At 61.5% G+C, this 25,607-nt stretch carries 27 protein-coding genes; 20 read left to right on the top strand and 7 right to left on the bottom strand.

Annotated features, from left to right (window positions below):
- Positions 1-10: 10 nt before the first annotated feature.
- Complete coding sequence (gene soxR / locus CI807_RS16710; RefSeq protein ID WP_095015387.1) at positions 11-460, top strand: redox-sensitive transcriptional activator SoxR; 450 nt, start codon at positions 11-13, stop codon at positions 458-460.
- Positions 461-563: 103 nt separating this feature from the next.
- On the opposite strand, the gene CI807_RS16705 is transcribed toward soxR, so the two are convergent.
- Genes CI807_RS16705 through CI807_RS16695 form a run of 3 tightly spaced genes read right to left on the bottom strand, consistent with a single transcriptional unit; the run spans position 564 to position 3,256 of the window.
- Positions 564-1,334, bottom strand: a complete 771-nt coding sequence (locus CI807_RS16705) for a MetQ/NlpA family ABC transporter substrate-binding protein (RefSeq protein WP_095015386.1) — start codon at positions 1,332-1,334, stop codon at positions 564-566.
- A 29-nt stretch (positions 1,335-1,363) separates the two neighbouring features.
- On the bottom strand, positions 1,364-2,029 hold the full coding sequence (locus CI807_RS16700; protein ID WP_016980232.1) for a methionine ABC transporter permease: 666 nt from the start codon (positions 2,027-2,029) through the stop codon (positions 1,364-1,366).
- A gap of 3 nt (positions 2,030-2,032) precedes the next feature.
- Positions 2,033-3,256, bottom strand: a complete 1,224-nt coding sequence (locus tag CI807_RS16695; protein ID WP_095015385.1) for an SfnB family sulfur acquisition oxidoreductase — start codon at positions 3,254-3,256, stop codon at positions 2,033-2,035.
- A 228-nt stretch (positions 3,257-3,484) separates the two neighbouring features.
- Between CI807_RS16695 and CI807_RS16690 the strand changes: the two genes are divergently transcribed.
- The 4 genes from CI807_RS16690 to CI807_RS16675 all read left to right on the top strand — a co-directional run bounded on the left by CI807_RS16690 (position 3,485) and on the right by CI807_RS16675 (position 7,401).
- Positions 3,485-3,946 (top strand): VOC family protein, encoded by a 462-nt coding sequence (locus CI807_RS16690; protein ID WP_016980233.1) that lies wholly within the window; start codon positions 3,485-3,487, stop codon positions 3,944-3,946.
- Positions 3,947-4,144: 198 nt separating this feature from the next.
- Positions 4,145-5,020 (top strand): alpha/beta fold hydrolase, encoded by an 876-nt coding sequence (locus CI807_RS16685; RefSeq protein ID WP_095015384.1) that lies wholly within the window; start codon positions 4,145-4,147, stop codon positions 5,018-5,020.
- A gap of 83 nt (positions 5,021-5,103) precedes the next feature.
- The gene (locus tag CI807_RS16680) at positions 5,104-6,408 is read left to right on the top strand and encodes a dicarboxylate/amino acid:cation symporter (RefSeq protein WP_095015383.1); all 1,305 of its coding nucleotides are present in this window, start codon (positions 5,104-5,106) and stop codon (positions 6,406-6,408) included.
- A gap of 78 nt (positions 6,409-6,486) precedes the next feature.
- Positions 6,487-7,401, top strand: a complete 915-nt coding sequence (locus CI807_RS16675; protein ID WP_218239522.1) for a LysR substrate-binding domain-containing protein — start codon at positions 6,487-6,489, stop codon at positions 7,399-7,401.
- Here CI807_RS16675 and leuD read toward each other — a convergent pair.
- A complete protein-coding gene (gene leuD, locus CI807_RS16670; RefSeq protein ID WP_095015381.1) occupies positions 7,398-8,012 on the bottom strand; it encodes a 3-isopropylmalate dehydratase small subunit in 615 nt (204 codons plus the stop codon). The genes CI807_RS16675 and leuD overlap by 4 nt on opposite strands.
- Positions 8,009-9,427 carry a 3-isopropylmalate dehydratase large subunit gene (leuC, locus tag CI807_RS16665; RefSeq protein WP_095015380.1) on the bottom strand — a complete coding sequence of 473 codons (1,419 nt, stop codon included), beginning with the start codon at positions 9,425-9,427 and terminating at the stop codon, positions 8,009-8,011. The genes leuD and leuC overlap by 4 nt, the downstream gene beginning before the upstream one ends.
- Positions 9,428-9,698: 271 nt before the next feature.
- Between leuC and CI807_RS16660 the strand changes: the two genes are divergently transcribed.
- From CI807_RS16660 to CI807_RS16625, 8 genes are read left to right on the top strand one after another with little or no spacing between them, the layout of a single operon-like run.
- On the top strand, positions 9,699-10,901 hold the full coding sequence (locus CI807_RS16660; protein WP_016980239.1) for a PepSY domain-containing protein: 1,203 nt from the start codon (positions 9,699-9,701) through the stop codon (positions 10,899-10,901).
- A complete protein-coding gene (locus CI807_RS16655) occupies positions 10,898-11,434 on the top strand; it encodes a hypothetical protein (RefSeq protein ID WP_025859107.1) in 537 nt (178 codons plus the stop codon). Before CI807_RS16660 ends, CI807_RS16655 begins: the two co-directional genes overlap by 4 nt.
- Entirely contained in the window at positions 11,431-11,760 is a 330-nt protein-coding gene (locus CI807_RS16650) for a hypothetical protein (protein WP_016980241.1), read from the top strand. The genes CI807_RS16655 and CI807_RS16650 overlap by 4 nt, the downstream gene beginning before the upstream one ends.
- Positions 11,757-12,317, top strand: coding sequence for a DUF6162 family protein (locus CI807_RS16645; RefSeq protein WP_016980242.1), 561 nt, complete (start codon positions 11,757-11,759; stop codon positions 12,315-12,317). Before CI807_RS16650 ends, CI807_RS16645 begins: the two co-directional genes overlap by 4 nt.
- Positions 12,318-12,336: 19 nt before the next feature.
- On the top strand, positions 12,337-13,257 hold the full coding sequence (locus CI807_RS16640; protein WP_016980243.1) for a metal ABC transporter substrate-binding protein: 921 nt from the start codon (positions 12,337-12,339) through the stop codon (positions 13,255-13,257).
- Positions 13,254-14,000, top strand: a complete 747-nt coding sequence (locus CI807_RS16635; protein WP_061435968.1) for a metal ABC transporter ATP-binding protein — start codon at positions 13,254-13,256, stop codon at positions 13,998-14,000. Before CI807_RS16640 ends, CI807_RS16635 begins: the two co-directional genes overlap by 4 nt.
- Positions 13,997-14,896, top strand: coding sequence for a metal ABC transporter permease (locus CI807_RS16630; protein ID WP_028615795.1), 900 nt, complete (start codon positions 13,997-13,999; stop codon positions 14,894-14,896). The genes CI807_RS16635 and CI807_RS16630 overlap by 4 nt, the downstream gene beginning before the upstream one ends.
- A complete protein-coding gene (locus CI807_RS16625; RefSeq protein WP_095015379.1) occupies positions 14,896-15,810 on the top strand; it encodes a metal ABC transporter solute-binding protein, Zn/Mn family in 915 nt (304 codons plus the stop codon). Before CI807_RS16630 ends, CI807_RS16625 begins: the two co-directional genes overlap by 1 nt.
- On the opposite strand, the gene CI807_RS16620 is transcribed toward CI807_RS16625, so the two are convergent.
- Positions 15,791-16,516 (bottom strand): UTRA domain-containing protein, encoded by a 726-nt coding sequence (locus tag CI807_RS16620; protein WP_038844847.1) that lies wholly within the window; start codon positions 16,514-16,516, stop codon positions 15,791-15,793. The two genes, CI807_RS16625 and CI807_RS16620, sit on opposite strands and share 20 nt — an antisense overlap.
- A 351-nt stretch (positions 16,517-16,867) precedes the next feature.
- Between CI807_RS16620 and CI807_RS16615 the strand changes: the two genes are divergently transcribed.
- The 6 genes from CI807_RS16615 (at position 16,868) to CI807_RS16590 (ending at position 22,189) form a co-directional block, all read left to right on the top strand.
- Positions 16,868-17,944: an ABC transporter substrate-binding protein gene (locus tag CI807_RS16615; protein WP_038844846.1), complete on the top strand. Its 1,077-nt coding sequence runs from the start codon at positions 16,868-16,870 to the stop codon at positions 17,942-17,944.
- 149 nt (positions 17,945-18,093) lie between these two features.
- Positions 18,094-18,900: an alkaline phosphatase family protein gene (locus tag CI807_RS16610; protein ID WP_095015378.1), complete on the top strand. Its 807-nt coding sequence runs from the start codon at positions 18,094-18,096 to the stop codon at positions 18,898-18,900.
- Entirely contained in the window at positions 18,897-19,733 is an 837-nt protein-coding gene (locus CI807_RS16605; protein ID WP_095015377.1) for an ABC transporter permease subunit, read from the top strand. Before CI807_RS16610 ends, CI807_RS16605 begins: the two co-directional genes overlap by 4 nt.
- Entirely contained in the window at positions 19,720-20,520 is an 801-nt protein-coding gene (locus CI807_RS16600; protein ID WP_095015376.1) for an ABC transporter permease, read from the top strand. Before CI807_RS16605 ends, CI807_RS16600 begins: the two co-directional genes overlap by 14 nt.
- Entirely contained in the window at positions 20,517-21,506 is a 990-nt protein-coding gene (locus tag CI807_RS16595) for an ABC transporter ATP-binding protein (RefSeq protein WP_095015375.1), read from the top strand. The genes CI807_RS16600 and CI807_RS16595 overlap by 4 nt, the downstream gene beginning before the upstream one ends.
- A gap of 29 nt (positions 21,507-21,535) precedes the next feature.
- Positions 21,536-22,189 carry an HAD family phosphatase gene (locus CI807_RS16590; RefSeq protein WP_095015374.1) on the top strand — a complete coding sequence of 218 codons (654 nt, stop codon included), beginning with the start codon at positions 21,536-21,538 and terminating at the stop codon, positions 22,187-22,189.
- A 120-nt stretch (positions 22,190-22,309) separates the two neighbouring features.
- Here the strand turns inward: CI807_RS16590 and CI807_RS16585 are convergent, their stop codons facing one another.
- Positions 22,310-23,272 carry a zinc-binding dehydrogenase gene (locus CI807_RS16585; protein WP_095015373.1) on the bottom strand — a complete coding sequence of 321 codons (963 nt, stop codon included), beginning with the start codon at positions 23,270-23,272 and terminating at the stop codon, positions 22,310-22,312.
- A 138-nt stretch (positions 23,273-23,410) separates the two neighbouring features.
- Between CI807_RS16585 and CI807_RS16580 the strand changes: the two genes are divergently transcribed.
- Complete coding sequence (locus tag CI807_RS16580; protein ID WP_177409583.1) at positions 23,411-25,492, top strand: carboxy terminal-processing peptidase; 2,082 nt, start codon at positions 23,411-23,413, stop codon at positions 25,490-25,492.
- The last annotated feature ends 115 nt before the right edge of the window (positions 25,493-25,607 follow it).

Here is a 25,607-nt window from a genome sequence, read left to right as displayed (position 1 = left end):
GAGTTTTTTCATGCTCAACAAGGAACTCACGGTCGGCCAACTGGCCGCCCGCAGCGGTGTAGCGGTCACGGCCCTGCATTTCTATGAAACCAAGGGCTTGATCAAGAGCAATCGCAATGCCGGCAACCAGCGGCGTTATCCACGGGATGTGTTGCGGCGCGTGGTGGTGATCAAGATCGCCCAGCGTTTGGGCATACCACTGGCAACGATCGGCCAGGCGTTGCAGGCATTGCCGGATGGGCGCACGCCCACGGCGCAGGATTGGGAGCGCTTGTCGGCGCTGTGGCGGGAAGACCTGGATGAGCGCATCAATAAGCTGATGCTGCTGCGGGACAAGCTCAATGGCTGTATCGGTTGCGGGTGCTTGTCTATGGAGGCGTGCCCGTTGCGTAATCAGGATGATCAGTTGGGTGAGCGTGGGCCGGGGGCTCAATTGCTGGAACCCACCCCAACCGCATGACCTGCAAACCCAATCATTGTAGGAGCCCGGCTTGCCGGCGATGGCGGTCATGAGGACGCTATCGCCGGCAAGCCGGGCTCCTACAGGAATGTGTGTTTAATTCTTAGAAACCGGGGGCAATCTGGCCCTTGTAACGGGTCAGGATGAACTGACGCACTTCATCGGAATTCAACGCCTTGGCCAGTTTCTGGATACGGGGGTCGTTGATGTTATCCGGCCGCGCCACCAGGTACTCGACGTACAGCGACTTGCCCTTCTCCACGATCAACGCGCTGTTGGTATCGATCCCCGCTTCCAGCGCGTAGTTGGCAAACACAAACGCCAAATCCACCTGGCTCACCGAACGGGCCAGCAAGGCGCCTTCCAGTTCGCGAATCTTCAAGTGCTTGGGGTTTTCCGCGATATCGCGCGGCGTACTCAGGGTGTTGCTCGGGTCCTTGAGTTTGATCAGGCCCGCCTCATCCAGCAGCACCAGGGCACGGCCCGTGTTGACCGGGTCGTTGGGGATCGACACCGTGGCGCCGTCCTTGAGCTCCGCGATGTTTTTGATCTTGGTCGAATAAGCACCAAAGGGTTCGATATGCACGCCCACCACCGGTACCAGATCGGTGTGACGGGTCTTGTTGTAGTCGTCGAGGAACGGGCGGTACTGGTAATAGTTGGCGTCGATGTTCTTCAACGACAGTTGTTGATTGGGCTGGATGAAGTCGGTGAAGACTTTGATCTGTAAGTCCACGCCCTCCTTGGCCAGCACCGGTTTGACGAACTCGAGGATTTCCGCATGGGGCACTGGGGTCGCACCGACCACCAGCTTTTCATTGGCAACGGCATTCAACGACAGGACAGCAGCCAAAATGGCCAGGGACTTTTTCATACAGGCTCCGAAAGCAGTTGTTATAGGAATCAACGGCGGCTGTAACGCGCCACCAAACGGTCACCGGTCATCTGCAGGGCCTGCACCAGCACCAACAGCAGCACCACGGTGACCACCATTACGTCGGTCTGAAAACGCTGGTAGCCATAGCGAATCGCCAGGTCACCCAGGCCACCACCACCGATCACGCCGGCCATGGCGGTGTAGTCCACCAGCACAATCGCGGTCACGGTCACGGCCGCCAGCAGCCCGCCTCGAGCCTCCGGCAACAGGGTGTGGCGGATGACCTGCCAGGTGCTGGCGCCCATGGACTGGGTGGCCTCGACTACGCCGCGATCCACCTCACGCAGCGCGGTTTCCACCAGCCGCGCAAAGAACGGCGTACAGCCCACCACCAGCGGCGGGATGGTGCCCGGTACACCGAGGGAGGTGCCCACCAGCAAGGTGGTCAGCGGGATCAACACGATCAGCAGGATGATGAACGGCAGCGAACGCAGCACATTGACCACCACCGACAGCAACCGATACACCACCAGCGCCTCGTGCAACTGACGCTTGCCGGTGAGAAACAGCAGCACGCCCAGGGGCAGCCCCAGCAGCACGGTAAAACCCAGCGCAGCGGCAAGCATGCTCAGGGTTTCCAGGCAGGCCTGGCCGATATCGGCCCAATAGATGTTCTTGAACAGTTCGGCCATGGATCACGACCAGTCATGGCGCGGAGGCTTGGCACCGTTGAGCAGCCAATTGCCCACCACGTGGTACTTCCAGCGCACCGGGTCGTGCAGGGTGTGCACCCGCGCGTTGCGCCAGTGGCGGTCGAAGTTGTGCTTCTTCAAGGTGGAACGGGTGCCCCCCAGTTCGAACAGCTTGTTACTGGCTTCGATGGCGATTTCAGTGGTCAGCACTTTGGCGCGGGCAACGGCCAGAGACGCGTGGGCGACGTTGTCTTCATCTGGGGCCGGGCGCGCGGCGTCCAGGGCAAAACCGGCGCGGTCGAGCAAGGCTTCGGCGGCTTCCAGGCGAATATCCAGGGCACCGACCTGGATGATGGTCAGAGGATCCTCGCTGGCTTTCTCCACCCCGGCGTCGATCCATGGCCGGGCGAATTGCTGGACGAACTGCACCGTGTCACGCAGCGCGGCGCGGGCAATGCCCGCATCAATGGCGGCAGTGGTCAATTGTGCGAAAGGTCCGGCCAAGGTTGGGGAGTCGTAGGATTTATGCGTGGGAAACAGATTGAACGCCGGCACCCGCAAATCCTGCGCCAGCACCGTCCCACTGGAAGTGGTGCGCTGGCCCATGCTGTCCCAATCGTCGACCACCACCAGCCCTTCAGTGCCACGCGGTACAAAGGCCAACTGGGCGTTTTGCTGTTCATCCAGCGCCAGCACTGCCAGCCAATGGGCGTACAGCGAACCGGTGCAATAGCCCTTGCGCCCGTTGATCACATAACCGTCGCCTTCACGGCGAATAGTGGCCTGGATGTCCTGCACGTGCTTGCCGCCGGTTTCCGACAGCGCATTGGCAAAGCGATGGCCCTGCAAGGCCAAGCCGAAGAAATGCGCCTGTTGCTCGGGCGTGCCCTGCAAGCGGATATCTTCCAGCAGGCAGTAGTGGTTCTGCGGGATCTGCCCTAATGACGGGTCGGCCGCCGAAATAATCGCGATCACCTGGGCCAGCACCGCGTAAGACACCTGCGCCCCGCCGAACGCGCGCGGCACACTGATGCCCCACAGGCCGCTGTTGGAATACAGGTCCACCACCTCGGCGGGCACCTGGCGAGTACGGTCGCGCTCGGCGTCCTGTTCCAGGAGGACGGCGGCGACGCGATGGGCGACGGCAATCGCCTCGGCTGCATCGCGGATCAATGCGGCATGGGGCGTGTGGATCGGGTAATCGGCAGATACAGGCAGTACAGACATACAACGCTCTCGGGCGAATGGTTTGCCAGAGGTATTGCAGCTTCTGTGCCGGGCCCGGAAACCGGCAGTTTGCCGGTAAAAACACGCCCCGGCCCGCTTATGGCGCAGCAATCTGCCCGTTCACTGTTGCCTGACAGACACCTCGTCGGTTGCCCGTAGGCCCCGCCATACGTGGCCTATAGTGAAAAGGCCGTGCCTCCACAACCACAACAACCCAAGGAGAACGAAATGAGCGTTAAACCCATTCCCGAGGGTTTCCACAGCGTCACGCCCTATCTGGGTGTCGAAAAAGCTGCCGAAGCCATCGAGTTCTACAAGAAAGCCTTTGGCGCCATCGAAGCCATGCGCCTGGACATGCCCGACGGCAGAGTCGGCCACGCCGAGCTGCGTATCGGTGACTCGCCGATCATGCTGGGCTCACCCTGCGATGAAAGTGCGTTTGGCAGCCCGCGTGATGGCCACACCAGCGTCGGTTTACATGTGTATGTCAATGACGTCGACGCGCAATACAAACAAGCCATCGCAGCCGGTGGCACACCGATCTCCGAACCCAAGGACCAGTTCTACGGCGATCGCTCCGGCACGCTGAAGGATCCATTCGGCCATGTGTGGTTCCTGGCCACCCACAAGGAAGACCTGACCGAAGCGCAGATTCGCCAGCGCGCAATGGAGATGTTCAAGCAAGCCTGAGCCTTTGTAGGAGCGAGCTTGCTCGCGAAAAACGCCATGACAACGCCTGCATTCGGGAGGCCGGCGTTATCGTTGACCTTCTTCGCGAGCAAGCTCGCTCCTACATCACACTTCATGAACAACCCCTCCACGTTTTCGCCCTTGCCCCGAACGCCGCGTGATTCCAGGATGCAGGCACTCATCACAAGGAGTCATTCCATGTTCGCCGGATTCCAAAAAGACAGCTGCCACGTCAACGGCGTGGACATCAGCTACCGCAAAGGCGGTACAGGTCCCGGTCTGCTCCTGCTGCACGGGCACCCGCAAACCCACGTCATCTGGCACAAAGTCGCCGAGCAATTGGCCGAGCACTTCACCGTGGTGGCGGCCGACCTGCGCGGTTATGGCGACAGCAGCAAGCCGCCGGCCAATGACCACCACACGAATTATTCAAAACGGGAAATGGCCCGGGACGGCGTTGAACTCATGAAAGCCCTGGGCTTTGAGCAGTTCTCGGTGCTGGCCCATGACCGTGGTGCCCGCGTGGCCCATCGCCTGGCCCTGGACCACCCGACCGCCGTGCAACGCATGGTGCTGCTGGACATCGCCCCCACCCTGTCAATGTATGCGCAAACCGACGAAGCCTTCGCCCGCGCCTACTGGCACTGGTTCTTCCTGATCCGTCCGGCGCCGTTGCCGGAAGCCTTGATCGAGAGCAACCCGGAGTTGTACCTGCGCAGCGTGATGGGCAGCCGCAGCGCCGGGCTCAAGCCATTTACCGATGAGGCCTTCGCCGAATACCTGCGCTGCCTGAAACTGCCGGGCGCCGCCACTGGCATCTGCGAAGACTACCGGGCTGCCGCCGGTATCGACCTTGAGCACGACCGGGCGGATATCGACGCTGGCCATCACCTGAACCTGCCGTTGCTGGTGATGTGGGGCGCCGAAGGCACCGTCGGCCGCTGTTTCGAGCCGCTCAAGGAATGGCAGAAAGTCGCCACCGACGTGCGCGGCAAGGCCCTGCCGGCCGGCCATTACATTGCCGAAGAGGCTCCCGAGTTGTTGCTGGGCGAAGTCCTGACCTTCCTTCGCTGACCCCCTGATTCACTCCCCCACGCAGGCGCGCCAACGCCTGCGACGGGGTCTGCTTGCCCAAAAAAGACTGCGAGATAATAACAATGACAATCAGAAAACTGCTGGGAACCCTGTATATCCAGGTGCTCATCGCGATTGCGCTGGGCGTGTTGATCGGCCATCAATGCCCGCAGATCGGCATCGACCTCAAGCCACTCGGCGATGGCTTTATCAAGCTGATCAAGATGATCATCGGCCCGATCATCTTCTGCACGGTGGTGTCCGGCATCACCAGCATGCACGACGTAAAACAGGTCGGCCGCGTCGGCGGCAAGGCGCTGCTGTACTTCGAAGTCGTCTCGACCATTGCCCTGTTGATCGGCATTCTCGCCGCGCACCTGCTGCATCCGGGCGTCGGCTTCAATATCGACGTGAAGACCCTCGACAGCTCGGCCATCGCCGGTTTTGTCGGCCAGGCCGAACATGGAGAAGGCATCGTCGGGTTCCTGTTGCACGTAATCCCCGCAACGTTTTTCGATGCGTTCTCCAAGGGTGAAATCCTGCCGGTGTTGTTCGTTTCCGTGCTGTTTGGCGTCGGCCTGGTGATGGTCGGTGAAAAGGGCCGACCGTTGGTGGGTGTCATCAACCAGGCCAGCGAAGTGTTCTTCCGCATCGTCGGCATCATCAGCCGGGTCGCGCCGATCGGGGCCTTTGGCGCGATTGCGTTCACTATCGGTAAATACGGCGTCGGTTCATTGCTGCCGCTGTTGAAACTGGTGGGCACCTTCTATATCACCGCGTTTTTCTTCATTGCCGTGGTGCTGGGCAGCATCGCCCGCTACGCCGGCTTCAGCATTTTCAAGTTGATGGGTTACATCAAGTCGGAGCTGCTGATCGTGCTGGGCACCAGCTCGTCGGAATCGGCGCTGCCGCAATTGATCCAGAAACTTGAAAGCCTGGGCGCCTCCAAAGGCGTGGTGGGCATCGTGGTGCCGACCGGCTACACCTTCAACCTGGACGGCACCAACATCTATATGACCCTGGCGGTGTTGTTCCTGGCCCAGGCCACCAATATCCACTTGCCGCTGGAACAGCAGTTGACGCTGCTGGCGGTGGCCATGCTGACGTCCAAGGGCGCCGGGGCGGTGGTCGGCGCGGGGTTTGTCGCATTGGCGGCAAGTTTGGCGGTGGTGCCGACGGTGCCGGTGGCGGCGATGGTGTTGATCCTCGGCGTTGACCGCTTCATGGCTGAATGCCGCTCACTGACCAATATCATCGGCAACGCCGTGGCCGCCTTGGTGGTGGCCGCCTGGGAAGGTGAACTGGACCGCGAAAAAATGGCGCCTATCGCGCTCAAGCACGGCCGACATGCGCGGGCAGCCGCTCAAGCGAAGATCGCTGCCGAGTAACCGAAGAAGGCCGGGTGTGCCGGAAGGCACCCCGATCCGGTGCTATTCTGGCGGCTCATGCCGCCAGCCCTGCTTCTGATGACTAATAAGAAAGATACCGTGCCCCTACCCGAAGACCTGCGGGTGTTCCTGACCGTGATCCGCAAGGCCGGCTTCGCAGCGGCCGCCGACGAACTCGGGTTGTCGCCGGCGTATGTCAGCAAGCGCATCCAGATCCTCGAAACCACCCTGGCCACCCGGCTGTTGCACCGCACCAGCCGGCGCATTGCCCTGACCGAAGACGGCGAACGGGTGCAGCGCTGGGCCGTGCGTATCCTGGAAGACTTCCAACAACTCTCCGATGAGCTCTCCGACGCCCACGACAGCCCCCGTGGCCGCCTGCATTTGTGCAGCAGCTTTGGTTTCGGCCGCAACCATGTGGCGCCGGCCCTGTCGTTGCTGGCGGAACAGTATCCGGACCTGGAAATCCGCCTGGACCTGTTCGACCGCGTGGTGGACATCGTCAGCGAAGGCTTCGATTTGGAGATCCGCGTGGGCGACGATATCCCCGGCCAGCACATCGGCCGCCGACTGGTGAGCAACCGCCGCGTGCTGTGCGCGGCACCGGCCTATCTGCAGCGTCGCGGCACACCGCAACAGTTGAGTGACCTGGAGCAACACGACTGCCTGGTGCTCAAGGAGCGCGATAACGCGTTTGGCATCTGGAACCTGGAACACGACGGCACCCAGGAAAGCGTGCGCGTGCGCGGGCCGTTGTCGTCGAACAATGGCGAGATTGTATTGCAGTGGGCGTTGGATGGGCGCGGGGTGTTGCTGCGCTCAATGTGGGATGTAAAGCCGCTGCTGGAACAAGGCAAGCTGGTGCAGGTGCTGCACGGGTATACCCAGAGCGCCAACGTGTGGGCGGTGTACCCGACACGGTTGGCGTATTCCGGGAAACTGCGCGCCTGCGTGGAGTTTTTGCAGGAGCATTTCAAAGGGTTGTCGATTTAACTCAGCCAGGGATTGGCTGCCAGGTGCCGGCACTCGAAGGCCTTGATCTCTTCACGGCGTTGCAAGGTGCTGCCAATGGCGTCCAGCCCCAATAGCAACGCAGTTTTACGCAGGGTATCGATCTGGAACGGGAGCACCTCGCCGTCCGCCAAGCGAATCGCCTGGGCTTCAAGGTCCACGCTGATCTGCGCCTGGTCCGCCTGGCTGACCGTCTTACCCAACCGCTGCAACACCGCCTCGTCCAAGGTGATCAACAACACCCCGTTGCGCTGGCAGTTGTCATAGAAAATCCCGGCAAAGCTGCTGCCGATCAGGGCGCGGATGCCCATTTGCTTCAAGCCCCACACCGCATGTTCACGGCTGGAACCGCAGCCGAAATTCGGCCCTACCACCATGAAACTCGCGCCCTGCCAGGCCGGCTGGTTCAGCACGAAGTCGGGGTTGGGCTCGCCGGACGGCAAGAAGCGCAAGTCGAAGAACAACCCACGGTCCAGGCCGCTGCGGTCGATGCCCTTGAGGAACTGCTTGGGCATGATCACGTCGGTGTCGATGTTGGCCGCCAGCATCGGCGCGGCCTTGCCGGTGACCAGGGTGAAGGGTTGCAGGCTCATGGGCGCGCTCCAAAGTGGCGGATATCAGTAAGGCGACCGGTTATGGCAGCGGCGGCGACCATCGCCGGGCTCATCAGGTGCGTGCGTGCGCCCGCGCCCTGGCGACCTTCGAAGTTGCGGTTGGTGCTGGAGGCGCAGCGGTCGCCGGGGGCCAGCACGTCGTCGTTCATGGCCAGGCACATCGAACAGCCCGACTGGCGCCATTCAAAGCCAGCCTCGATAAAAATCGCCGCCAGCCCTTCGGCCTCGGCCTGGTCACGGACTTCGGTGGAGCCGGGCACAATCATCGCGCGGACGTGGTCGGCCACGTGTTTACCGCGCACCACGCTGGCGGCGTCGCGCAGATCTTCGATGCGCGCATTGGTGCAGGAGCCGATGAAGGCGTGGCTGATGACGATCTCGCTCAGCGGCATGCCGGCTTCCAGGCCCATGTAGTTGAGGGCACGGCGCATGTCCTGGCGCAGGATCAGGTCGCTGACATCCTGCGGGTCGGGCACGCGGGCGCCGATGGGTGCAGCCTGGTCGGGGCTGGTGCCCCAGGTGACCATGGGTTCCAGGGTGGTGGCGTCGAGTTGCACCTCCCGGTCGAACACCGCGTCGTCATCGGTGTGGAGTTTTCGCCACTCCAACAGTGCTTTTTCCCACAGCTCGCCTTGCGGTGCGCGTGGTTTGCCCTTGAGGTAGCCGAACACTTTCTCGTCCGGCGCCATGAAGGCGCCACGAGCGCCCGCTTCCACCGCCATGTTGCAGATGGTCATGCGCGCCTCGACGCTCAGCGCGTCGATGGTGGAGCCGCGAAATTCGATGGCATAGCCCGTTGCGCCGGACGCGCCGATCTTGCCGATCAGCGCCATGATCACGTCTTTTGAAGTCAAACCCGGCGCCAGGTCACCGTCTACGGTCACCCGCATAGTCTTCAGACGTTTGTAGACCAACGTCTGGGACGCCAGCAGGTGTTCGATTTCCGAGGTGCCGATGCCAAAACCAAAGGCCCCGAGGGCGCCGTAGGTGGTGGTGTGACTGTCTCCGGCGGCAATCACCATGCCGGGCAGGATAAAACCCTGTTCCGGAGCGATTACGTGTTCGATGCCTTGGCGCTTGTCGAGGATGTCCAGCAGCTCGATACCGAAGTCCCGGCAGTTCTCCGCCAGGTACGACACTTGGCGCGCGCCGCCTGCATCCGGCATCGCCGCGATACGCTGGGGCGTGGTGGGGTTCACATGGTCGACCACGGCCAACGCCGTGCCCGGACGCCACACCGTGCGCCCAGCCTCGCGCAAGCCGCTGAAGGCCTGGGGACTGGTGTATTCGTTGATCACCTGGCGGTCTATATAGAGCAGGACATGGCCCTGGTCATCCAGGGGGCACACCGTGTGGGAGTCGATGTGTTTGTCGTAGAGGGTTCTGGCAGTCATTTCTTAGGCTCACTCAACGGTATGCGCCCATCCTACGCAGCGCCCGGGCCCCATCAATGCCGCTTGGGTGATGGCTTGGAACATGTTTCGTGTTCGATCGAGGCGTTTAAGCGGCCTGAATGTGAACCTGAAACATTTTCTTTCATATCCGGGTTAGGGATTTCTCATTCTCATCCGTCTTAACTTAGATACAGCCTGTCGCGTCAGCAAAAGCTACGACTGGCCTTTTCCGGGCCTTCACTGCCCCCCTCCGATCAAGACCCTCATTCACATGTCGAAGAAGTCACGCTCCAAACTCTGGTTTCTCGTGCATAGCTGGTTGGCCTTGCCCATCTGGTTCTTTGTACTGATCGTCTGCGTCACCGGCACCCTGGCGGTGGTCAGCCAGGAGATCGTCTGGCTGGCCAACCCGGATATCCGCGCGAGCAAGCCGACGGACGACGCCGAACCGCTGAGCTATGACCAGGTGATCGCCGCGATCAAGCGCGAAGAACCCCAGGTGTTCGTCCAGTCGATCAGCCGCCCCGACGAATCCCACTTCGCCCTCAGCGTCGACCTCAGCTACCCCGACGGGCGCTCCGTCGAGGTCTACGTCAACCCCTACACCGGCGCGATCCAGGGCATCAGCCCGTCGTTCAACTTCCAGGCCTTTACCCGCGCCCTGCACGGCTGGTGGCTGGTGCCGTTCACCAATGGCTACAGCTGGGGCTGGTACCTGGTCTCGGCACTGGGTATTCCGTTGCTGGCGTCGCTGGTCACCGGGCTGGTGGTGTACAAGCGTTTCTGGAAAGGCTTCCTGCGCCCTACACTGCGTATCCGCCACGGTGCGCGGATCTTCTGGGGTGACTTCCACCGCTTGAGCGGTATCTGGTCGATCTGGTTCATCGCGGTGATCTCCGTCACCGGCATTTGGTTCCTGATCCGGGCGATCCTGGGGGATAACCAGATCTCGATTTCCACCGAGCCGGTCATCCCGGTGATTGCACGGGAAAAAGTGCCGATGTCGGCACCCGGCGTGCCGGCTCCCATGATTCCTGTGGACGAGGCGATCAAGATCGCTACACAGCGCATTCCTGGCCTGGAGGCGAGCTTCATCAGCCTGCCGCTCAATGCCTACAGCCACCTGCAGATCGGCGGGCGCGGCTGGTATCCGCTGATGTTCCAGACCGCGCAGATCAACCCCTATGACGGCGAAGTCGCGGCGGCGCACTTGCTGTCCGACCGTTCGAAGCTGGAGTTCGTCACCGAATCCATGCGCCCGCTGCACACCGGCGACTTTGGTGGGATCTGGATCAAGCTGATCTGGGCATTCTTTGGCCTGATCATGAGCATGATGGTGTTGAGCGGCCTGCTGATCTGGACCAAGCGCACCGCCCTGGCCACCCTCAATGCCCTCAAGCGTGAAGCCAAGACCCAACATAAGCCGGCGGCCGCCCCCGCCAGGCAGGCTGAAACCTCGGAGGTCACCCCATGAGCAAGGTCGCTGCTGCTAAACCTTCGGCGCTGCGGGCCTTCTGGCTGAAATGGCGCTTCCACATCAATGTGCTGCTGTTGCTGATCCCCCTGGGCTTCATGCCCAAGTACTTCGCTGACGCGGCGCTGTTTCGTGGCGACACCGGCATCGGCGAGCGCGTGGCCGGTGAGGTGCAGGTCGGGCCCTGGAGCCTGACGCTCGCGGAGTTCCGCAATGAAGGCCCGCGCCCAGACCCAGCCGGGCCGATGAAGTTCTTCAATGCCGCCCTGTGCGACACCTGTGCCGAACAGGTCAAGGCCACCTACCTGCGCATCGGCAAGCCGCGCAGCCTGCGCGCCGCCGGGGTGATCTTCTTTGGCACGCCGTACCGCATGGGCGCCGGCCTGCCGATCCCGGAACGCACGCCCGCCGACGCCGAACTGTGGGTCACCATGGAAGGCTGGGACGGCACGATGCACCAGGGTTCCATCCCGTTGAGCCAGGCTTCGCCTGCCACTATTGCCTGGCTGAACAAGCAAGGAGTTAAACCATGACTTTGATGCGCATGACCCGCGCCTGTGGCGTCCTGCTGATGTGCGCCGGTTTCAGTACCGTCGCCCTGGCCCACAACCCGATGTGTGAGTGCAAGGAAATCCCCGGCGAGCAGATCCAGTGCAAAGGCGGTTTCTCCGACGGCAGCGGCGCACCCGGCGTGACCCTCGATGTGATCGGCTATGACGAAACCATCCTGGTGCCTGGCAAGCTGGGTGAGGACTCGACCCTGACCTTCAAGAAACCGTCCGCCGAGTTCTACGTGCTGTTTGATGCAGGCCCCGGCCACGTGGTGGAAATCGACCAAGCGGATATCCAGCCGCAATGACCACCACACAGGTTGTACGCCCCGCCGGCGCCGGTCATGAAACCCTCTACGTGCTGCTGTTGTGCCTGATCATCCTCGCGGTGGCCGGCTCGGTGATCGCGCTGCACGGTGAATCCCAGGAAGTGGCGGCCGTACCCAGCCACCAATTGGATGCGCGCCGCGACCTGAGTGCCGCCGAGCAAGGTATCTACGCCGACCTGCGGGTGACCCTGGATGAAATCCAGCTGTTGCAGCAGGAGCAAAGCGCGCTGCCCAGCCCGGCGCAACTGGCCGAAGAAGGCTTCGCACCCTTTGCCCAGGACGCCAGTTCGGTCAGCCGTGGCGATCACCGCTGGCAATTGCTGGAGCCTTCGGCCTACCTGGGCTTGAGCCAGGCACCGGCCACAGCCGGCTCACTGCTGATGCGTGTGCACGGTGCCGAACCGGATATCTGGCTCAATCGCCAGGCCAACCTCGCCGCCCCTTCCGACCTCACTGACCAGGCGCTGATCGCGGCCGGCTGGCAGCAAGTGGTCGCGCAATTCGATGCCGGCGTCACCCGCCAGCACCGTCACTGAACGAGAAGACCGATTGCCCATGTCTATTTCATCTCCCCTGTTGCGCCTGTTGCTGGTTGGCCTGTTCAGCCTGATGCTCGCTCCATTGGCTAACGCCGAGGCTGCCAAACGCCTGCGTATCGGTATCACCCTGCACCCTTATTACAGCTATGTGGCGAATATCGTCGGCGACAAGGCCGAAGTGGTGCCGCTGATTCCGGCCGGTTTCAACCCGCATGCCTACGAACCGCGCGCCGAAGACATCAAGCGCATCGGCACCCTGGACGTGATCGTGCTCAACGGCGTCGGCCACGATGATTTCGCCGACCGCATGATCGCCACCAGCGAACGCCCGGACATCCCGGTGATCGAGGCCAACGCCAACGTGCCGCTGCTGGCCGCCACCGGTAACGCCGCGCGCGGTGCGGGCAAGGTGGTCAACCCGCATACGTTCCTGTCGATCAGTGCGTCGATTGCCCAGGTCAACAACATCGCCCGCGAACTGGGCAAGCTCGACCCGGACAACGCCAAGACCTACACCCAGAACGCCCGTGCCTACGGCAAGCGCCTGCGCCAGATGCGCGCCGATGCGCTCGCCAAGTTGACCAGCGCGCCCAACCCGGACCTGCGCGTGGCCACCGTGCACGCGGCCTACGACTACCTGCTGCGCGAATTCGGCCTGGAAGTCACCGCCGTGGTCGAGCCGGCCCACGGCATCGAGCCAAGCCCGAGTCAGTTGAAGAAAACCATCGATGAACTGCGCGCCCTGGACGTGAAGGTGATCTTCTCGGAGATGGATTTCCCGTCCACCTACGTCGACACCATCCAGCGTGAGTCAGGCGTAAAACTGTACCCGCTGTCGCATATTTCCTACGGCGAATACAGCGCCGAGAAGTACGAAGTGGAGATGACCGGCAACCTCAATACGGTGGTGCGGGCGATTCAGGAGTCCGGATCATGACGGCGGCGGAACAGCTGAGTGCCGTCAGCGTCGGCCCGACGCTTGAGTTCGATCAGGTTGCGCTAACGCTGGGACGCACGGTGATCCTGGATGACGTGAGCTTCCAGGTACAGCCGGGCAGTATCCATGCACTGGTCGGCCCCAACGGCGGCGGCAAAAGCTCGTTGATCAAGACGCTGCTCGGGCAAACTCCTCACCAGGGACGCTTGAGCCTGCACTGGCCAGCCACACCCGGCACCATTGGCTATGTGCCCCAGGCCCTGGAGTTCGACCGGGGCTTGCCGATGACCGTGGATGATTTCATGGCGGCAATGTGCCAACGGCGTCCGGCGTTTCTCGGCCTGTCCAAGCATTACGCCGGCGCGATTGGCGATGCGCTGGAGCGCGTCGGCATGCAAGACAAACGCAAGCGACGCATGGGCGCGCTGTCCGGCGGTGAACGCCAGCGCGTGTTGCTGGCCCAGGGACTGATCCCGGCGCCGCAGTTGCTGGTGCTGGATGAACCGATGTCGGCGCTGGATGAAGCCGGTATCCAGGTGTTTGAGCGCCTGCTGAATGACTGGCGCCTGGCGGGAATCACCGTGCTATGGATCGAACATGACCTGGAAGCTGTGGGCCGCCTGGCCGATCGCGTCACCGGCCTCAACCGCCGCGTGCTGTTCGACGCCACGCCCAAAGAGGCGTTGACCCCGGATCGCCTGCTGACCCTGTTCTCCACCCACCCTCGGAGCCCGGCGCAATGAGTTATGAAGCCTTTCGCTTGATGGTCCAAGGCTGGGCCTCTGCCGGTTATCTGCCGGAAGCGCTGGCCTACGGTTTTGTGGTCAACGCCCTGCTCGCCGGCCTGCTGATCGGCCCGGTACTCGGCGGCCTGGGCACGCTGGTGGTGGTCAAGCGCTTCGCGTTTTTCTCCGAAGCGGTCGGCCACGCAGCGCTGACGGGCGTGGCGGTGGGCATCCTGCTCGGTGAACCCTACACCGGCCCATATGGCGCGTTGTTCGGCTACTGCCTGCTGTTCGGCATCTTGCTCAACTACCTGCGCAACCGCACCGGCCTGGCGCCGGACACCTTGATCGGCGTGTTCCTGTCGGTGTCCCTGGCGCTGGGTGCGAGCCTGTTGCTGATCCTGGCCGGCAAGATCAACGTGCATATTCTCGAGAACGTACTGTTCGGCTCGGTCTTGACTGTCAACGGCAACGACCTGCTGGTGCTGGCGGTAGTCGGCTCGTTGGTGATGGCCCTGGCACTGCCGCTGTACAACCGCATCATGTTGGCCAGCTTCAATCCACAATTGGCAGCGGTGCGCGGTGTAGCGGTGAAGACCTTGGATTATCTGTTCGTGATCCTGGTGACGCTGATCACCGTCGCGGCGGTCAAGGTCATCGGCGCGATCCTGGTGGGGGCGCTGCTGGTGATTCCCGCCGCTGCGGCACGCCTGTTGAGCCAGTCGCTCAAGGGCTTCTTCTGGATCTCCGTCGCGATTGCCACCATCAGCACCCTGTGCGGGATCCTGCTGCCGATCATCTTCGACCTGCCCGTGCCGTCCGGCGCCGCGATCATCCTGGTCGCCGGTATCGCCTTCGCCCTGGCCGCCATCGCGCGCGGCACGGTGCCCAGCCTTAAAGGGAATCTTGGATAATGCGCTCCGTTCTTTCTCCCCTGGCCCTGGCCATCGCTTGTTTGTTCACCACGCCGTTGATGGCGGCTGAAGCGGCCAAACCGGCTGCCCACGCGGCAAAGCCGGTCAAAGTGCTGGCCTCGTTGCCGATCACCTACGGCCTGGCTGAAGTGCTGCTCAAAGGCACCGACGTGCAGCTTGAACGCGCCGCGCCGGCCAATCTGCCCGGTTCGCGACAAGTGTCCTACTTCACCGGCCGTGGCGCCCCCGCCCTGAATAAGTTGGCGCTGGATGCCGACGCCGCCATCGGCCTGCGCTCACTGTGGGCCGATGACCCGCTGTACCCGGTGGCGCGGCGCAGCAACATCCGCATCGTCGAAGTCGACGCTGCACGTCCGGTGGACGGTGGTCTGCCGGGCATCGCGGTGCAGCCGGGCGTCACCGATGGCCTGAACAGCCAGCCGTGGCAGTCGAGCAACAACATGGGACGCATGGCCGATGTGCTGGCCGCCGACCTGAGCCGCCTGGCGCCCACCGCCAAGCCGAAGATCGACGCCAACCTCGCCGCCCTCAAACAACGCCTGCTCAAGCTCACCGCCGACAGCGAAGCGCGGCTGGCCAAGGCGGACAACTTGAGTGTGGTCAGCCTGAGTGATCACTTCGCCTACCTGGTCAGCAGTTTGAACCTGGAAGTGCTCAGCACCGATGCGCGACCCGACGCGGAGTGGACGCCTGAGGCGTTGCAGAAACTGAGTGCCGAGCTGAAGGACAATGAGGTGGCGGTGGTGCTGCATCATCGGCAGCCGAGTGACGCGGTGAAGGCGGCTATCACTGCCGGTGATTCAACGCTGTTGGTGTTGAATGTGGACGGTGCGGAGCCGGTGACAGAGCTGGAAACCAATGTGGATCAGGTGATCAAGGCGCTGACCCCGTAACATCCACACCCACGTGGATGGCATCATGCCGCCAGAACTCCAGGTCGCAATCGATCAACCGCTGGTGCTGGTCATAATTGACCCGGGCGATCCGCAAGCCCGGGCTGCCCACCGACACGCGCAACGCGGCGGCGGCTTCCACCGGCAGTGAGGTCGGCACGATTTCAAAGCGCACGCGCCCGTAGTGCAGGTCGTACTTGCGCGCATACAGCTCAGTCATCGACTGATTCAAATCACACGCCAGGATCCCCGGAAAATACTGCGGGTTCAGGTAGTGCTCCACATACAGCACCAAGCGCCCATCGATCCGCCGGCCCCGGCAGATCTGGATCACACTGGACAGCGCGGGCAACTGCAACCACGCGCACACCGCCGCCGACGCCGGCTGCAAGCGCGCCGAAATCACTTCGGTGGACGCCACGCGCCCCTGGTCGCTGACCATGGCGTGAAAATGGCTGCGCTGCATCAGGTTGTACGCCAGCCGTGGCGGCGAAACAAACCAGCCGCGCCGCTCCTCGCGATAGATCTGGCCTTGGGCTTCCAGTTGTAACAAGGCTTCCCGCACCGTAATCCGGGTGGTACCAAACAACTCGCTGAGCTTGCGCTCAGCGGGCAGTTTGCTGGCAGGCGGCAACAAGCCGTGGTCGATCTGCTCTTGCAGCGCCAGGCCAATGGATGTCACCGCCTTGATTGCCTCATCACGCATCAACGTTACCTATCTGGACTAGACCAGCACCGATCCGGTGCACAAACCGCTGCGTAAACCGGCCAGCACTCAAGCTTGCCAGCCTAGGCATTACAGATGACCGACAGATGACAGTCCGTATCCATCGCCCTTAGCACACCCTGCAATACATCGGCCAAGTCCAATCAATGCGGGCACTTGGGCATGGTCTACGCTAACTCTGCGACAAGCGACATCCGCGATTTAAAAACGACATCGACATGAAACTGTCATCCATCGAGCCTAGATTGGCTCAGGTATTGCTGACCTAGACCAACACCACCGCAAACGTCGATAAAAACGCAGCGTTGAAAACGCCCAAAGGAGCTTCGGATGAAACAGCTTTTCCTGGCATCACTGTTAGGCTCGACCATTGCCATGTGCACCGCCGCCATGGCCGCTGATACCGATCTAAAAACCCTGGAAGCTGCCGCAAAGGCAGAAGGCGCCGTCAACAGCGTCGGCATGCCCGATGACTGGGCCAACTGGAAAGGCACCTGGGAAGACCTGGCCAAGACCTACGGCCTCAAGCACATCGACACCGACATGAGCTCGGCCCAGGAAATCGCCAAGTTCAAGGCTGAAAAAGACAACGCCAGCGCCGACATCGGCGACGTGGGCGCAGCGTTCGGTCCGATCGCGGTGAAGCAGGAAGTCACCCAGCCGTACAAACCGTCCACCTGGGCCCAGGTTCCGGATTGGGCTAAAGACAAAGACGGTCACTGGGCCTTGGCCTACACCGGCACCATCGCGTTTATCGTCAACAAGAAGCTGCTGCACGGCTCTGAAGTGCCAACCAGCTGGGCTGACCTGCAAAACGGCAAGTACAAGGTCTCCATCGGCGACGTGAGCACTGCAGCGCAAGCGGCCAACGGTGTACTGGCAGCGGCCATCGCCAATAAAGGCGACGAAAAGAACATCGCCCCCGGCCTGCAATTTTTCACCAAGATCGCCCAGCAAGGCCGCCTCTCGCTGTCCAACCCGACCATCGCCACCATGGAAAAAGGTGAAGTCGAAGTGGGCGTGGTCTGGGACTTCAACGGCCTGAGCTACAAGGCCAAGATGGCCAACCCGGATGACTACGTGGTGCTGATCCCATCGGACGGCTCGGTGAAATCCGGCTACACCACCATCATCAACAAATACGCCAAGCACCCGAACGCCGCCAAGCTGACCCGCGAATACATCTTCAGCGACGCTGGCCAGCTCAACCTGGCGAAAGGCAATGCGCGTCCGATCCGCGCTGAAACCGACCTGAAACTGCCGGCCGATATCGCCAAGAACCTGATCCCGGGCGAGCAGTACACCAAGGCCAACCCGCAGCCGATCAAGGATGCGGATGCCTGGGAAGCGACTTCCAAGAAACTGCCTCAGTTGTGGAATGAGCAGGTCATCGTAGAGATGAAGTAATCGAAGCAAACCTCTGTAGGAGCCGGCTTGCCGGCGATGGCGGCATATCAACCAACATCAATGTTGAATGTTCGCCCGCTATCGCCGGCAAGCCGGCTCCTACAGGTCCGGTTTCAACCTGACCCAAACCCATCTGTTGCGGAGCCCCCATGAAGCACACTGTCATCCTTGTCGTGCTCGACGGCCTGAACTTCGAGGTTGCGAGGCACGCCATGGGGCACTTGCAGGCCTATGTCAGCGCAGGACGCGCAGCCCTCTACAAACTGGAATGTGAACTGCCCGCCCTGTCCCGCCCGCTGTATGAATGCATCCTCACCGGCGTGCCTCCGATCCAGAGCGGCATCGTGCACAACAACGTCGCGCGCCTGTCCAACCAGCGCAGCATTTTCCATTACGCCACCGACGCCGGGCTGACCACGGCAGCGGCGGCTTACCATTGGGTCAGCGAGTTATACAACCGTACGCCCTTCCTCGCCGCCCGCGACCGTCATACCGACGACAAGTCTCTGGCGATCCAGCACGGGCATTTCTACTGGAATGACCATTACCCGGATTCCCACCTGTTTGCCGACGCCGAGAGCCTGCGCCTCAAACACGCGCCGGACTTCCTGGTGGTGCACCCTATGAACATCGACGACGCCGGCCACAAGCACGGCCTCGACACCCCGCAATACCGCAACAGCGCACGCTCGGCCGACATTATCCTGGCCGACTACCTGCAAGCCTGGCTCGACGCCGGTTACCAAGTGCTGGTGACCGCCGACCACGGCATGAACAACGACCGTTCCCACAACGGCCTGCTGCCGGAAGAGCGCGAAGTGCCGCTGTTTGTCCTTGGCGATGCATTCAGCCTGGACCCCAACGCTACACCGAAACAGACCGACCTCTGCGGCACCGTCTGCGAGTTGCTCGGCGTGCCCCACGACAAACCTGTCTGCCGGGAGCTGTTGAAATGATCCGTGGCAAATGGTTGGCGCTGCTGTGCCTGGTGCCCTTCGCGCTGTTCTTTACCGTGTTCGAAATCGCCCCGCTGGTATGGGTGCTGATCAACAGCCTGCAAACCGAAGAGGCCGGTTGGGGCGTGGAAAACTTCGTACGTATCTTCAGCTCGAAGTTCTACCTGCAAGCCATCCAGTTCAGTTTGGAAATCAGCTTCTACTCCAGCATTTTCGGCATCATCATCGCCACGCTGGGCAGCTACTCGTTGCGCCGGGTGGATTCGCCGCTGCGCAATTTCGTCACCGCCTTCGCCAACATGACCAGCAACTTTTCCGGTGTGCCCTTGGCCTTCGCGTTCATCATTTTGCTGGGCTTCAACGGCAGCATCACGATCATGCTCAAGCAGGCGGGGATCATTCAGGACTTCAACCTGTATTCGAAGACCGGCTTGATCATCCTCTATACCTACTTCCAGATTCCCCTGGGTGTGTTGCTGCTGTACCCGGCCTTCGATGCGTTGCGCGAAGACTGGCGTGAGTCGGCTGCACTGCTCGGCGCGAATGGCTGGCAGTTCTGGCGGCATATCGGCCTGCCCGTGCTCACCCCGGCCCTGCTCGGTACGTTCGTGATTCTGCTGGCCAACGCCTTGGGCGCCTATGCCACGGTGTACGCCCTGACCACCGGTAACTTCAACGTGCTGCCGATCCGTATCGCCGGGCTGGTTTCCGGTGATGTGTCCCTCGACCCGAACATGGCCAGCGCCCTGGCCGTGGTGCTGGTGGCGCTGATGACCGTGGTCACCGTGGTCCATCAACTGCTGCTCAAGAGGAGCTACCATGTCTCGCGCTGAAGCCGGCCCGGCCTCCCTCTACCATCGGGTGGTGGTGTGGCTGTTGTTTGCCATCCTGGTGCTGCCGTTGGTGGGCACCTTCGTCTACTCCATTTCCAGCAGTTGGTCAGCAACCATCCTGCCCGCTGGCTTCACGGTGAAATGGTACGTGCAACTGTGGAGCGACCCGCGCTTCCTGATGGCCTTCGGGCAATCGTTGCTGGTGTGTGTCGGCGCGCTGATCCTGTCGGTGGTACTGATTTTGCCGCTGCTGTTTGTGGTGCATTACCACTTCCCCAAGCTCGATGCGCTGATGAACATCCTGATTCTGCTGCCCTTCGCGGTACCACCGGTGGTGTCGTCGGTGGGCCTGCTGCAACTGTATGGCTCCGGGCCGATGGCGATGGTGGGCACGCCGTGGATTCTGATCGGTTGCTACTTCACCGTGGCACTGCCGTTCATGTACCGGGCGATCACCAACAACCTGCAGGCGATCAACCTGCGCGACCTGATGGACGCGTCACAACTGCTCGGCGCCAGCACCTGGCAGGCGGCGATCCTGGTGGTGCTGCCGAACCTGCGCAAAGGCCTGATGGTGGCGTTGCTGCTGTCGTTCTCGTTCCTGTTCGGTGAGTTCGTGTTCGCCAATATCCTGGTGGGCACCCGCTACGAAACATTGCAGGTGTACCTGAACAACATGCGCAACAGCAGCGGCCATTTCACCAGTGCCGTCGTGATTTCCTATTTCTTCTTTGTGCTGGTGCTGACCTGGGCCGCCAACATCTTGAACAAGGACAAAAGCCAATGAGCTTCGTCAGCGTCCAACACCTGCAAAAAGGCTACGCCGGCACTCCGGTGTTCAGTGATATCAACTGCGAGATCGCCAAGGGTGAGTTCGTCACCCTGCTCGGCCCGTCCGGTTGCGGCAAATCCACACTGCTGCGCTGCATCGCCGGGCTGACCTCGGTGGACAGTGGGAAAATCCTGCTGGATGGGCAGGACATCGTCCCATTGAGCCCGCAGAAACGTCACATCGGCATGGTGTTCCAGAGCTATGCACTGTTCCCCAACATGACCGTGGAGCAGAACGTCGCCTTCGGCCTGCGCATGCAGAAGGTCAATGCCGACGACAGCTACAAGCGCGTGCAGGAAGTGCTGCAACTGGTGGAACTCAAGGACCTGGCCGGTCGTTACCCGCACCAGATGTCCGGCGGCCAGTGCCAGCGCGTGGCCCTCGCCCGCTCCCTGGTCACCCGCCCGCGTCTGTTGTTGCTGGATGAGCCGCTGTCGGCGCTGGATGCACGCATTCGCAAGCACCTGCGCGAACAGATCCGCCAGATCCAGCGTGAACTGGGGCTGACCACCATCTTCGTGACCCATGACCAGGAAGAAGCCCTGACCATGTCCGACCGGATCTTCCTGATGAACCAGGGCAAGATCGTGCAGAGCGGCGATGCCGAGACCCTCTATACCGCGCCTGTCGATGTGTTCGCCGCCGGTTTTATCGGCAACTACAACCTGCTGGACGCCGACAAGGCCACCCAGTTGCTGCAACGCCCGATCAACAGCCGCATCGCCATTCGCCCGGAGGCCATCGAACTGAGCCGCGACGGCGAACTGGACGCCTTGGTGCGCAGCCACAGCCTGCTGGGCAACGTGATTCGCTATCGCATCGAAGCACGCGGCGTGGAGCTGGTGGTGGATGTGCTCAACCGCTCGGCCGACGACCTGCACCCAGACGGACAACGCCTGGCACTTTCCATCGACCCCAGCGCCCTGTGTGAAGTAGCCTGATGCAACGATTGATTGAGAGAGCGTGACCGATGGCATTGGTAATTTTTGATCTGGACGACACCCTCATCCACGGCGACTGCGCCACCCTGTGGAGCGAGCAGATGGGCCGCCTGGGCTGGGTCGACCCTGAATCGTTCATGCGCAAGAACCACGAACTGATGGACGCCTACAGCCAGGGCAAACTGAAGATGGAAGATTTCATGGACTTCAGCCTGGAGCCGATGATCGGCCGTACGCCGGAAGAAATCGAGCACTTGGTGGAGCCGTGGGTCGAGGACGTGATCGAGCCGCTGATCTACAGCGACGCCACCAAGACCATCGCCCGCCATCGCGCGAATGGCGATCGGATTCTGGTGATCTCGGCGTCGGGCTCGCACCTGGTCACGCCAATTGCGGCGCGGATCGGCATTGATGAGGTGTTGGGGATCGACCTTGAAGTCAGCCATGGCGTGTACAGCGGGCATACCGTAGGTGTGCTGACTTACCGTGAGGGCAAGATCACTCGGTTGCTGGAATGGTTGGAAAAGGAAGGTGAAACGCTGGAAGGCGCGTATTTCTATTCGGATTCGCGCAATGATTTGCCGTTGCTGTTGAAGGTGGATCATCCGCAGGTGGTGAACCCGGACCCGGTATTGCGCGAGCACGCCGAAAAAGCTGGCTGGCCTATCCACGATTGGACCTGACACACCACTCCCTGTAGGAGCCGGCTTGCCGGCGATGGCGGTGTGTCAGATGAAACATTCTTCATCGATACACCGCCATCGCCGGCAAGCCGGCTCCTACAGTTTTGATCGCGTTGCAATTCAGGCCAAGGATTCGTCGATCACCAACACCAACTTCCCGGAAATCTGGTTACTCGCCAGCTCGGCAAACGCCGCCTCGGCATCCTGTATCGCAAAGGTCTTGGCCAGTTGCGGGCTCAGCCGCCCTTCAACAAACAACGGCCACACATGCTGGCTCAAGTCACTGAACAGGTCGGCCTTGAACTGATCACTGCGGCTGCGCAGGGTCGAGCCCAGTAGCTGAATACGCTTGCCCAGTACCTGCGCCAAGTCCAATTGCGCCTCACGGCCACCCATCAAGCCGATCAACACCCAGCGACCATCCAGGGCCAGCAGCTTCAGGTCCAGCGCTGCATAGCTGCCGCCCACCGGGTCGAGAATCACATCGAACGGCCCGAAATCCCGCAGCCCTTCAATACCATCGGTGCGCACCACGCCGCCCTGGGCGCCGAGTCCTTCGCAATAGGCCAGGCGCTCCGCCGAGCCGACGCTGACCCAGCACGGGCTGCCGAACGCCTTGCACAGCTGGATCGCCGCCGAGCCCACACCACTGGCGCCGGCATGCAGCAACACCTTTTCGCCAGGCCTGAGACCGGCCAGTTGGAACAGATTGAGCCACGCGGTGCTGTACACCTCAGGCAATGCCGCCGCTTCGACCAGCGACAAACCTTCTGGCACCGGCAACACATGACGCGCATCCACCACCACTTCTTCAGCCATGCCACCGCCGGCCAACAGCGCGCAGACACGGTCGCCAACCTGCCAGGATGAGCCCGACCCCACTTCGCTGATCACCCCGGAACACTCCAGGCCAAGCACCTGGCTCGCGCCCGGCGGCGGCGGATAAAGCCCGGCACGCTGTAATAAATCGGCGCGATTGAGGCCCGCTGCCGCTACGCGAATGCGAACTTGGCCTACATCGCAAGTAGGACTGGGTTCTTCCAACCACTCCGCATGACCGTCAACGCCTTGCAATGCTTTCACAGTGCCTCCATAGTGAGTCTGGACTGAGCCCGTAGCTGTATCGCCGGGCTTTTTGCATTATGCGACCGGACCATATGGAACCGGCTCCCTCAAAGACGGCCTAATATGCGTTATCAATTGCCCCCGCGTCGAATCAGCATGAAGCATTTGTTCCCCAGCACCGCCCTCGCTCTTTTCATTGGTCTCGGCTTCGCGTCGATGTCGACCAATACGTTCGCAGCCAACAGCTGGGACAACCTTCAGCCGGATCGCGATGAGGTGATTGCCAGCCTTAACGTCGTCGAACTGCTCAAGCGCCATCACTACAGCAAGCCGCCGCTGGACGACGCGCGCTCGGTGATCATCTATGACAGCTACCTCAAGCTGCTGGACCCGTCGCGCAGCTACTTCCTGGCCAGTGATATCGCCGAGTTCGACAAGTGGAAGACGCAGTTCGACGACTTCCTCAAGAGCGGCGACCTGCAACCCGGCTTCACCATCTACAAGCGCTACCTTGACCGCGTCAAAGCGCGTCTGGACTTCGCCCTGGGTGAGCTGGGCAAAGGCGTCGACAAGCTCGACTTCACCCAGAAGGAAAGCCTGCTGGTCGACCGTAAGGACGCGCCTTGGCTGACCAGCACCGCTGCCCTCGATGACCTGTGGCGCAAACGCGTCAAGGACGAGGTGCTGCGCCTGAAGATCGCCGGCAAAGAGCCTAAGGCCATCCAGGAGCTGTTGACCAAGCGCTACAAGAATCAGCTGGCACGTCTGGACCAGACCCGTGCCGAAGATATCTTCCAGGCCTACATCAACACCTTCGCGATGTCCTACGATCCGCACACCAATTATCTGTCGCCAGATAACGCGGAAAACTTTGATATCAACATGAGTCTGTCGCTGGAGGGCATCGGTGCCGTCCTGCAAAGCGACAATGACCAGGTCAAGATCGTGCGCCTGGTGCCGGCAGGTCCGGCAGACAAGACCAAGCAAGTGGCTCCGGCCGACAAGATCATCGGTGTGGCCCAGGCCGACAAAGAAATGGTCGACGTGGTCGGCTGGCGCCTGGACGAAGTGGTCAAGCTGATCCGTGGGCCGAAAGGCAGCGTGGTGCGCCTGGAAGTGATTCCGCACACCAATGCACCGAACGACCAGACCAGCAAGATCGTGTCCATCACCCGCGAAGCGGTGAAGCTCGAAGACCAGGCTGTGCAGAAGAAAGTCCTCAACCTCAAGCAGGATGGCAAGGACTACAAGCTGGGCGTGATTGAAATCCCGGCCTTCTACCTGGACTTCAAGGCGTTCCGTGCTGGCGATCCGGACTACAAGTCCACCACTCGCGACGTGAAGAAAATCCTGACCGAGTTGCAGAAGGAAAAAGTCGACGGCGTGGTCATCGACCTGCGCAACAACGGCGGCGGCTCCCTGCAGGAAGCCACCGAGCTGACCAGCCTGTTTATCGACAAAGGCCCGACCGTGTTGGTGCGCAACGCTGACGGCCGTGTCGATGTGCTGGAAGACGAGAACCCGGGCGCCTTCTACAAAGGCCCGATGGCGTTGCTGGTCAACCGCCTCTCGGCCTCGGCTTCGGAGATTTTTGCCGGTGCCATGCAGGACTATCACCGCGCCCTGATCATCGGCGGCCAGACCTTCGGCAAAGGCACCGTGCAGACCATCCAGCCGCTGAACCATGGCGAGCTTAAGCTGACGTTGGCCAAGTTCTACCGGGTTTCCGGGCAGAGCACCCAGCACCAGGGCGTACTGCCGGACATCGATTTCCCGTCGATCATCGACACCAAGGAAATCGGCGAAAGCGCCCTGCCGGAAGCCATGCCGTGGGACACCATCCGCCCGGCGATCAAGCCCGCTTCGGACCCGTTCAAGCCATTCCTGGCGCAGTTGAAGGCTGACCACGACACCCGCTCCGCCAAGGATGCCGAGTTCGTGTTCATCCGCGACAAGCTGGCCTTGGCCAAGAAGCTGATGGAAGAAAAAACCGTCAGCCTCAACGAAGTGGACCGCCGCGCGCAGCACACCGACATCGAAAACAAGCAACTTGCACTGGAAAACATCCGCCGCAAGGCCAAGGGTGAAGATCCACTCAAGGAGCTGAAGAAAGAAGACGAAGATGCGTTGCCGACCGAAGCGGATAAAACCAAGCCGGAAGACGACGCCTACCTGGCCGAAACGGGCCGGATCCTGCTGGACTACCTCAAGATCAGCAAACAGGTGGCCAAGCAGTAAATGATGGCGATTTAATGTGAACGCTCCCCGGAGTGTCATCATATAGACATCATTCTGTCGTGAAATGAAGGACCGCAGGTTTCCAGCCTGCGGTCCTTTTTTTTCGATCGAGATC

The sequence above is a fragment of the Pseudomonas sp. NS1(2017) genome (assembly GCF_002269425.1).
In the GTDB taxonomy this organism is placed as follows: domain Bacteria; phylum Pseudomonadota; class Gammaproteobacteria; order Pseudomonadales; family Pseudomonadaceae; genus Aquipseudomonas; species Aquipseudomonas reactans.
The sequence above is the reverse complement of the archived record's forward strand: the minus strand, read 5'-3'. Positions and strand labels throughout refer to the sequence as shown.

What these genes read in the sequence shown, in the direction of transcription:
- soxR (WP_095015387.1), top strand. Translation starts at nt 11, where the DNA reads ATGCTCAACAAGGAACTCACGGTCGGCCAACTGGCCGCCCGCAGCGGT.
- CI807_RS16705 (WP_095015386.1), bottom strand. Translation starts at nt 1,334, where the DNA reads ATGAAAAAGTCCCTGGCCATTTTGGCTGCTGTCCTGTCGTTGAATGCC.
- CI807_RS16700 (WP_016980232.1), bottom strand. Translation starts at nt 2,029, where the DNA reads ATGGCCGAACTGTTCAAGAACATCTATTGGGCCGATATCGGCCAGGCC.
- CI807_RS16695 (WP_095015385.1), bottom strand. Translation starts at nt 3,256, where the DNA reads ATGTCTGTACTGCCTGTATCTGCCGATTACCCGATCCACACGCCCCAT.
- CI807_RS16690 (WP_016980233.1), top strand. Translation starts at nt 3,485, where the DNA reads ATGAGCGTTAAACCCATTCCCGAGGGTTTCCACAGCGTCACGCCCTAT.
- CI807_RS16685 (WP_095015384.1), top strand. Translation starts at nt 4,145, where the DNA reads ATGTTCGCCGGATTCCAAAAAGACAGCTGCCACGTCAACGGCGTGGAC.
- CI807_RS16680 (WP_095015383.1), top strand. Translation starts at nt 5,104, where the DNA reads ATGACAATCAGAAAACTGCTGGGAACCCTGTATATCCAGGTGCTCATC.
- CI807_RS16675 (WP_218239522.1), top strand. Translation starts at nt 6,487, where the DNA reads ATGACTAATAAGAAAGATACCGTGCCCCTACCCGAAGACCTGCGGGTG.
- leuD (WP_095015381.1), bottom strand. Translation starts at nt 8,012, where the DNA reads ATGAGCCTGCAACCCTTCACCCTGGTCACCGGCAAGGCCGCGCCGATG.
- leuC (WP_095015380.1), bottom strand. Translation starts at nt 9,427, where the DNA reads ATGACTGCCAGAACCCTCTACGACAAACACATCGACTCCCACACGGTG.
- CI807_RS16660 (WP_016980239.1), top strand. Translation starts at nt 9,699, where the DNA reads ATGTCGAAGAAGTCACGCTCCAAACTCTGGTTTCTCGTGCATAGCTGG.
- CI807_RS16655 (WP_025859107.1), top strand. Translation starts at nt 10,898, where the DNA reads ATGAGCAAGGTCGCTGCTGCTAAACCTTCGGCGCTGCGGGCCTTCTGG.
- CI807_RS16650 (WP_016980241.1), top strand. Translation starts at nt 11,431, where the DNA reads ATGACTTTGATGCGCATGACCCGCGCCTGTGGCGTCCTGCTGATGTGC.
- CI807_RS16645 (WP_016980242.1), top strand. Translation starts at nt 11,757, where the DNA reads ATGACCACCACACAGGTTGTACGCCCCGCCGGCGCCGGTCATGAAACC.
- CI807_RS16640 (WP_016980243.1), top strand. Translation starts at nt 12,337, where the DNA reads ATGTCTATTTCATCTCCCCTGTTGCGCCTGTTGCTGGTTGGCCTGTTC.
- CI807_RS16635 (WP_061435968.1), top strand. Translation starts at nt 13,254, where the DNA reads ATGACGGCGGCGGAACAGCTGAGTGCCGTCAGCGTCGGCCCGACGCTT.
- CI807_RS16630 (WP_028615795.1), top strand. Translation starts at nt 13,997, where the DNA reads ATGAGTTATGAAGCCTTTCGCTTGATGGTCCAAGGCTGGGCCTCTGCC.
- CI807_RS16625 (WP_095015379.1), top strand. Translation starts at nt 14,896, where the DNA reads ATGCGCTCCGTTCTTTCTCCCCTGGCCCTGGCCATCGCTTGTTTGTTC.
- CI807_RS16620 (WP_038844847.1), bottom strand. Translation starts at nt 16,516, where the DNA reads ATGCGTGATGAGGCAATCAAGGCGGTGACATCCATTGGCCTGGCGCTG.
- CI807_RS16615 (WP_038844846.1), top strand. Translation starts at nt 16,868, where the DNA reads ATGAAACAGCTTTTCCTGGCATCACTGTTAGGCTCGACCATTGCCATG.
- CI807_RS16610 (WP_095015378.1), top strand. Translation starts at nt 18,094, where the DNA reads ATGAAGCACACTGTCATCCTTGTCGTGCTCGACGGCCTGAACTTCGAG.
- CI807_RS16605 (WP_095015377.1), top strand. Translation starts at nt 18,897, where the DNA reads ATGATCCGTGGCAAATGGTTGGCGCTGCTGTGCCTGGTGCCCTTCGCG.
- CI807_RS16600 (WP_095015376.1), top strand. Translation starts at nt 19,720, where the DNA reads ATGTCTCGCGCTGAAGCCGGCCCGGCCTCCCTCTACCATCGGGTGGTG.
- CI807_RS16595 (WP_095015375.1), top strand. Translation starts at nt 20,517, where the DNA reads ATGAGCTTCGTCAGCGTCCAACACCTGCAAAAAGGCTACGCCGGCACT.
- CI807_RS16590 (WP_095015374.1), top strand. Translation starts at nt 21,536, where the DNA reads ATGGCATTGGTAATTTTTGATCTGGACGACACCCTCATCCACGGCGAC.
- CI807_RS16580 (WP_177409583.1), top strand. Translation starts at nt 23,411, where the DNA reads ATGAAGCATTTGTTCCCCAGCACCGCCCTCGCTCTTTTCATTGGTCTC.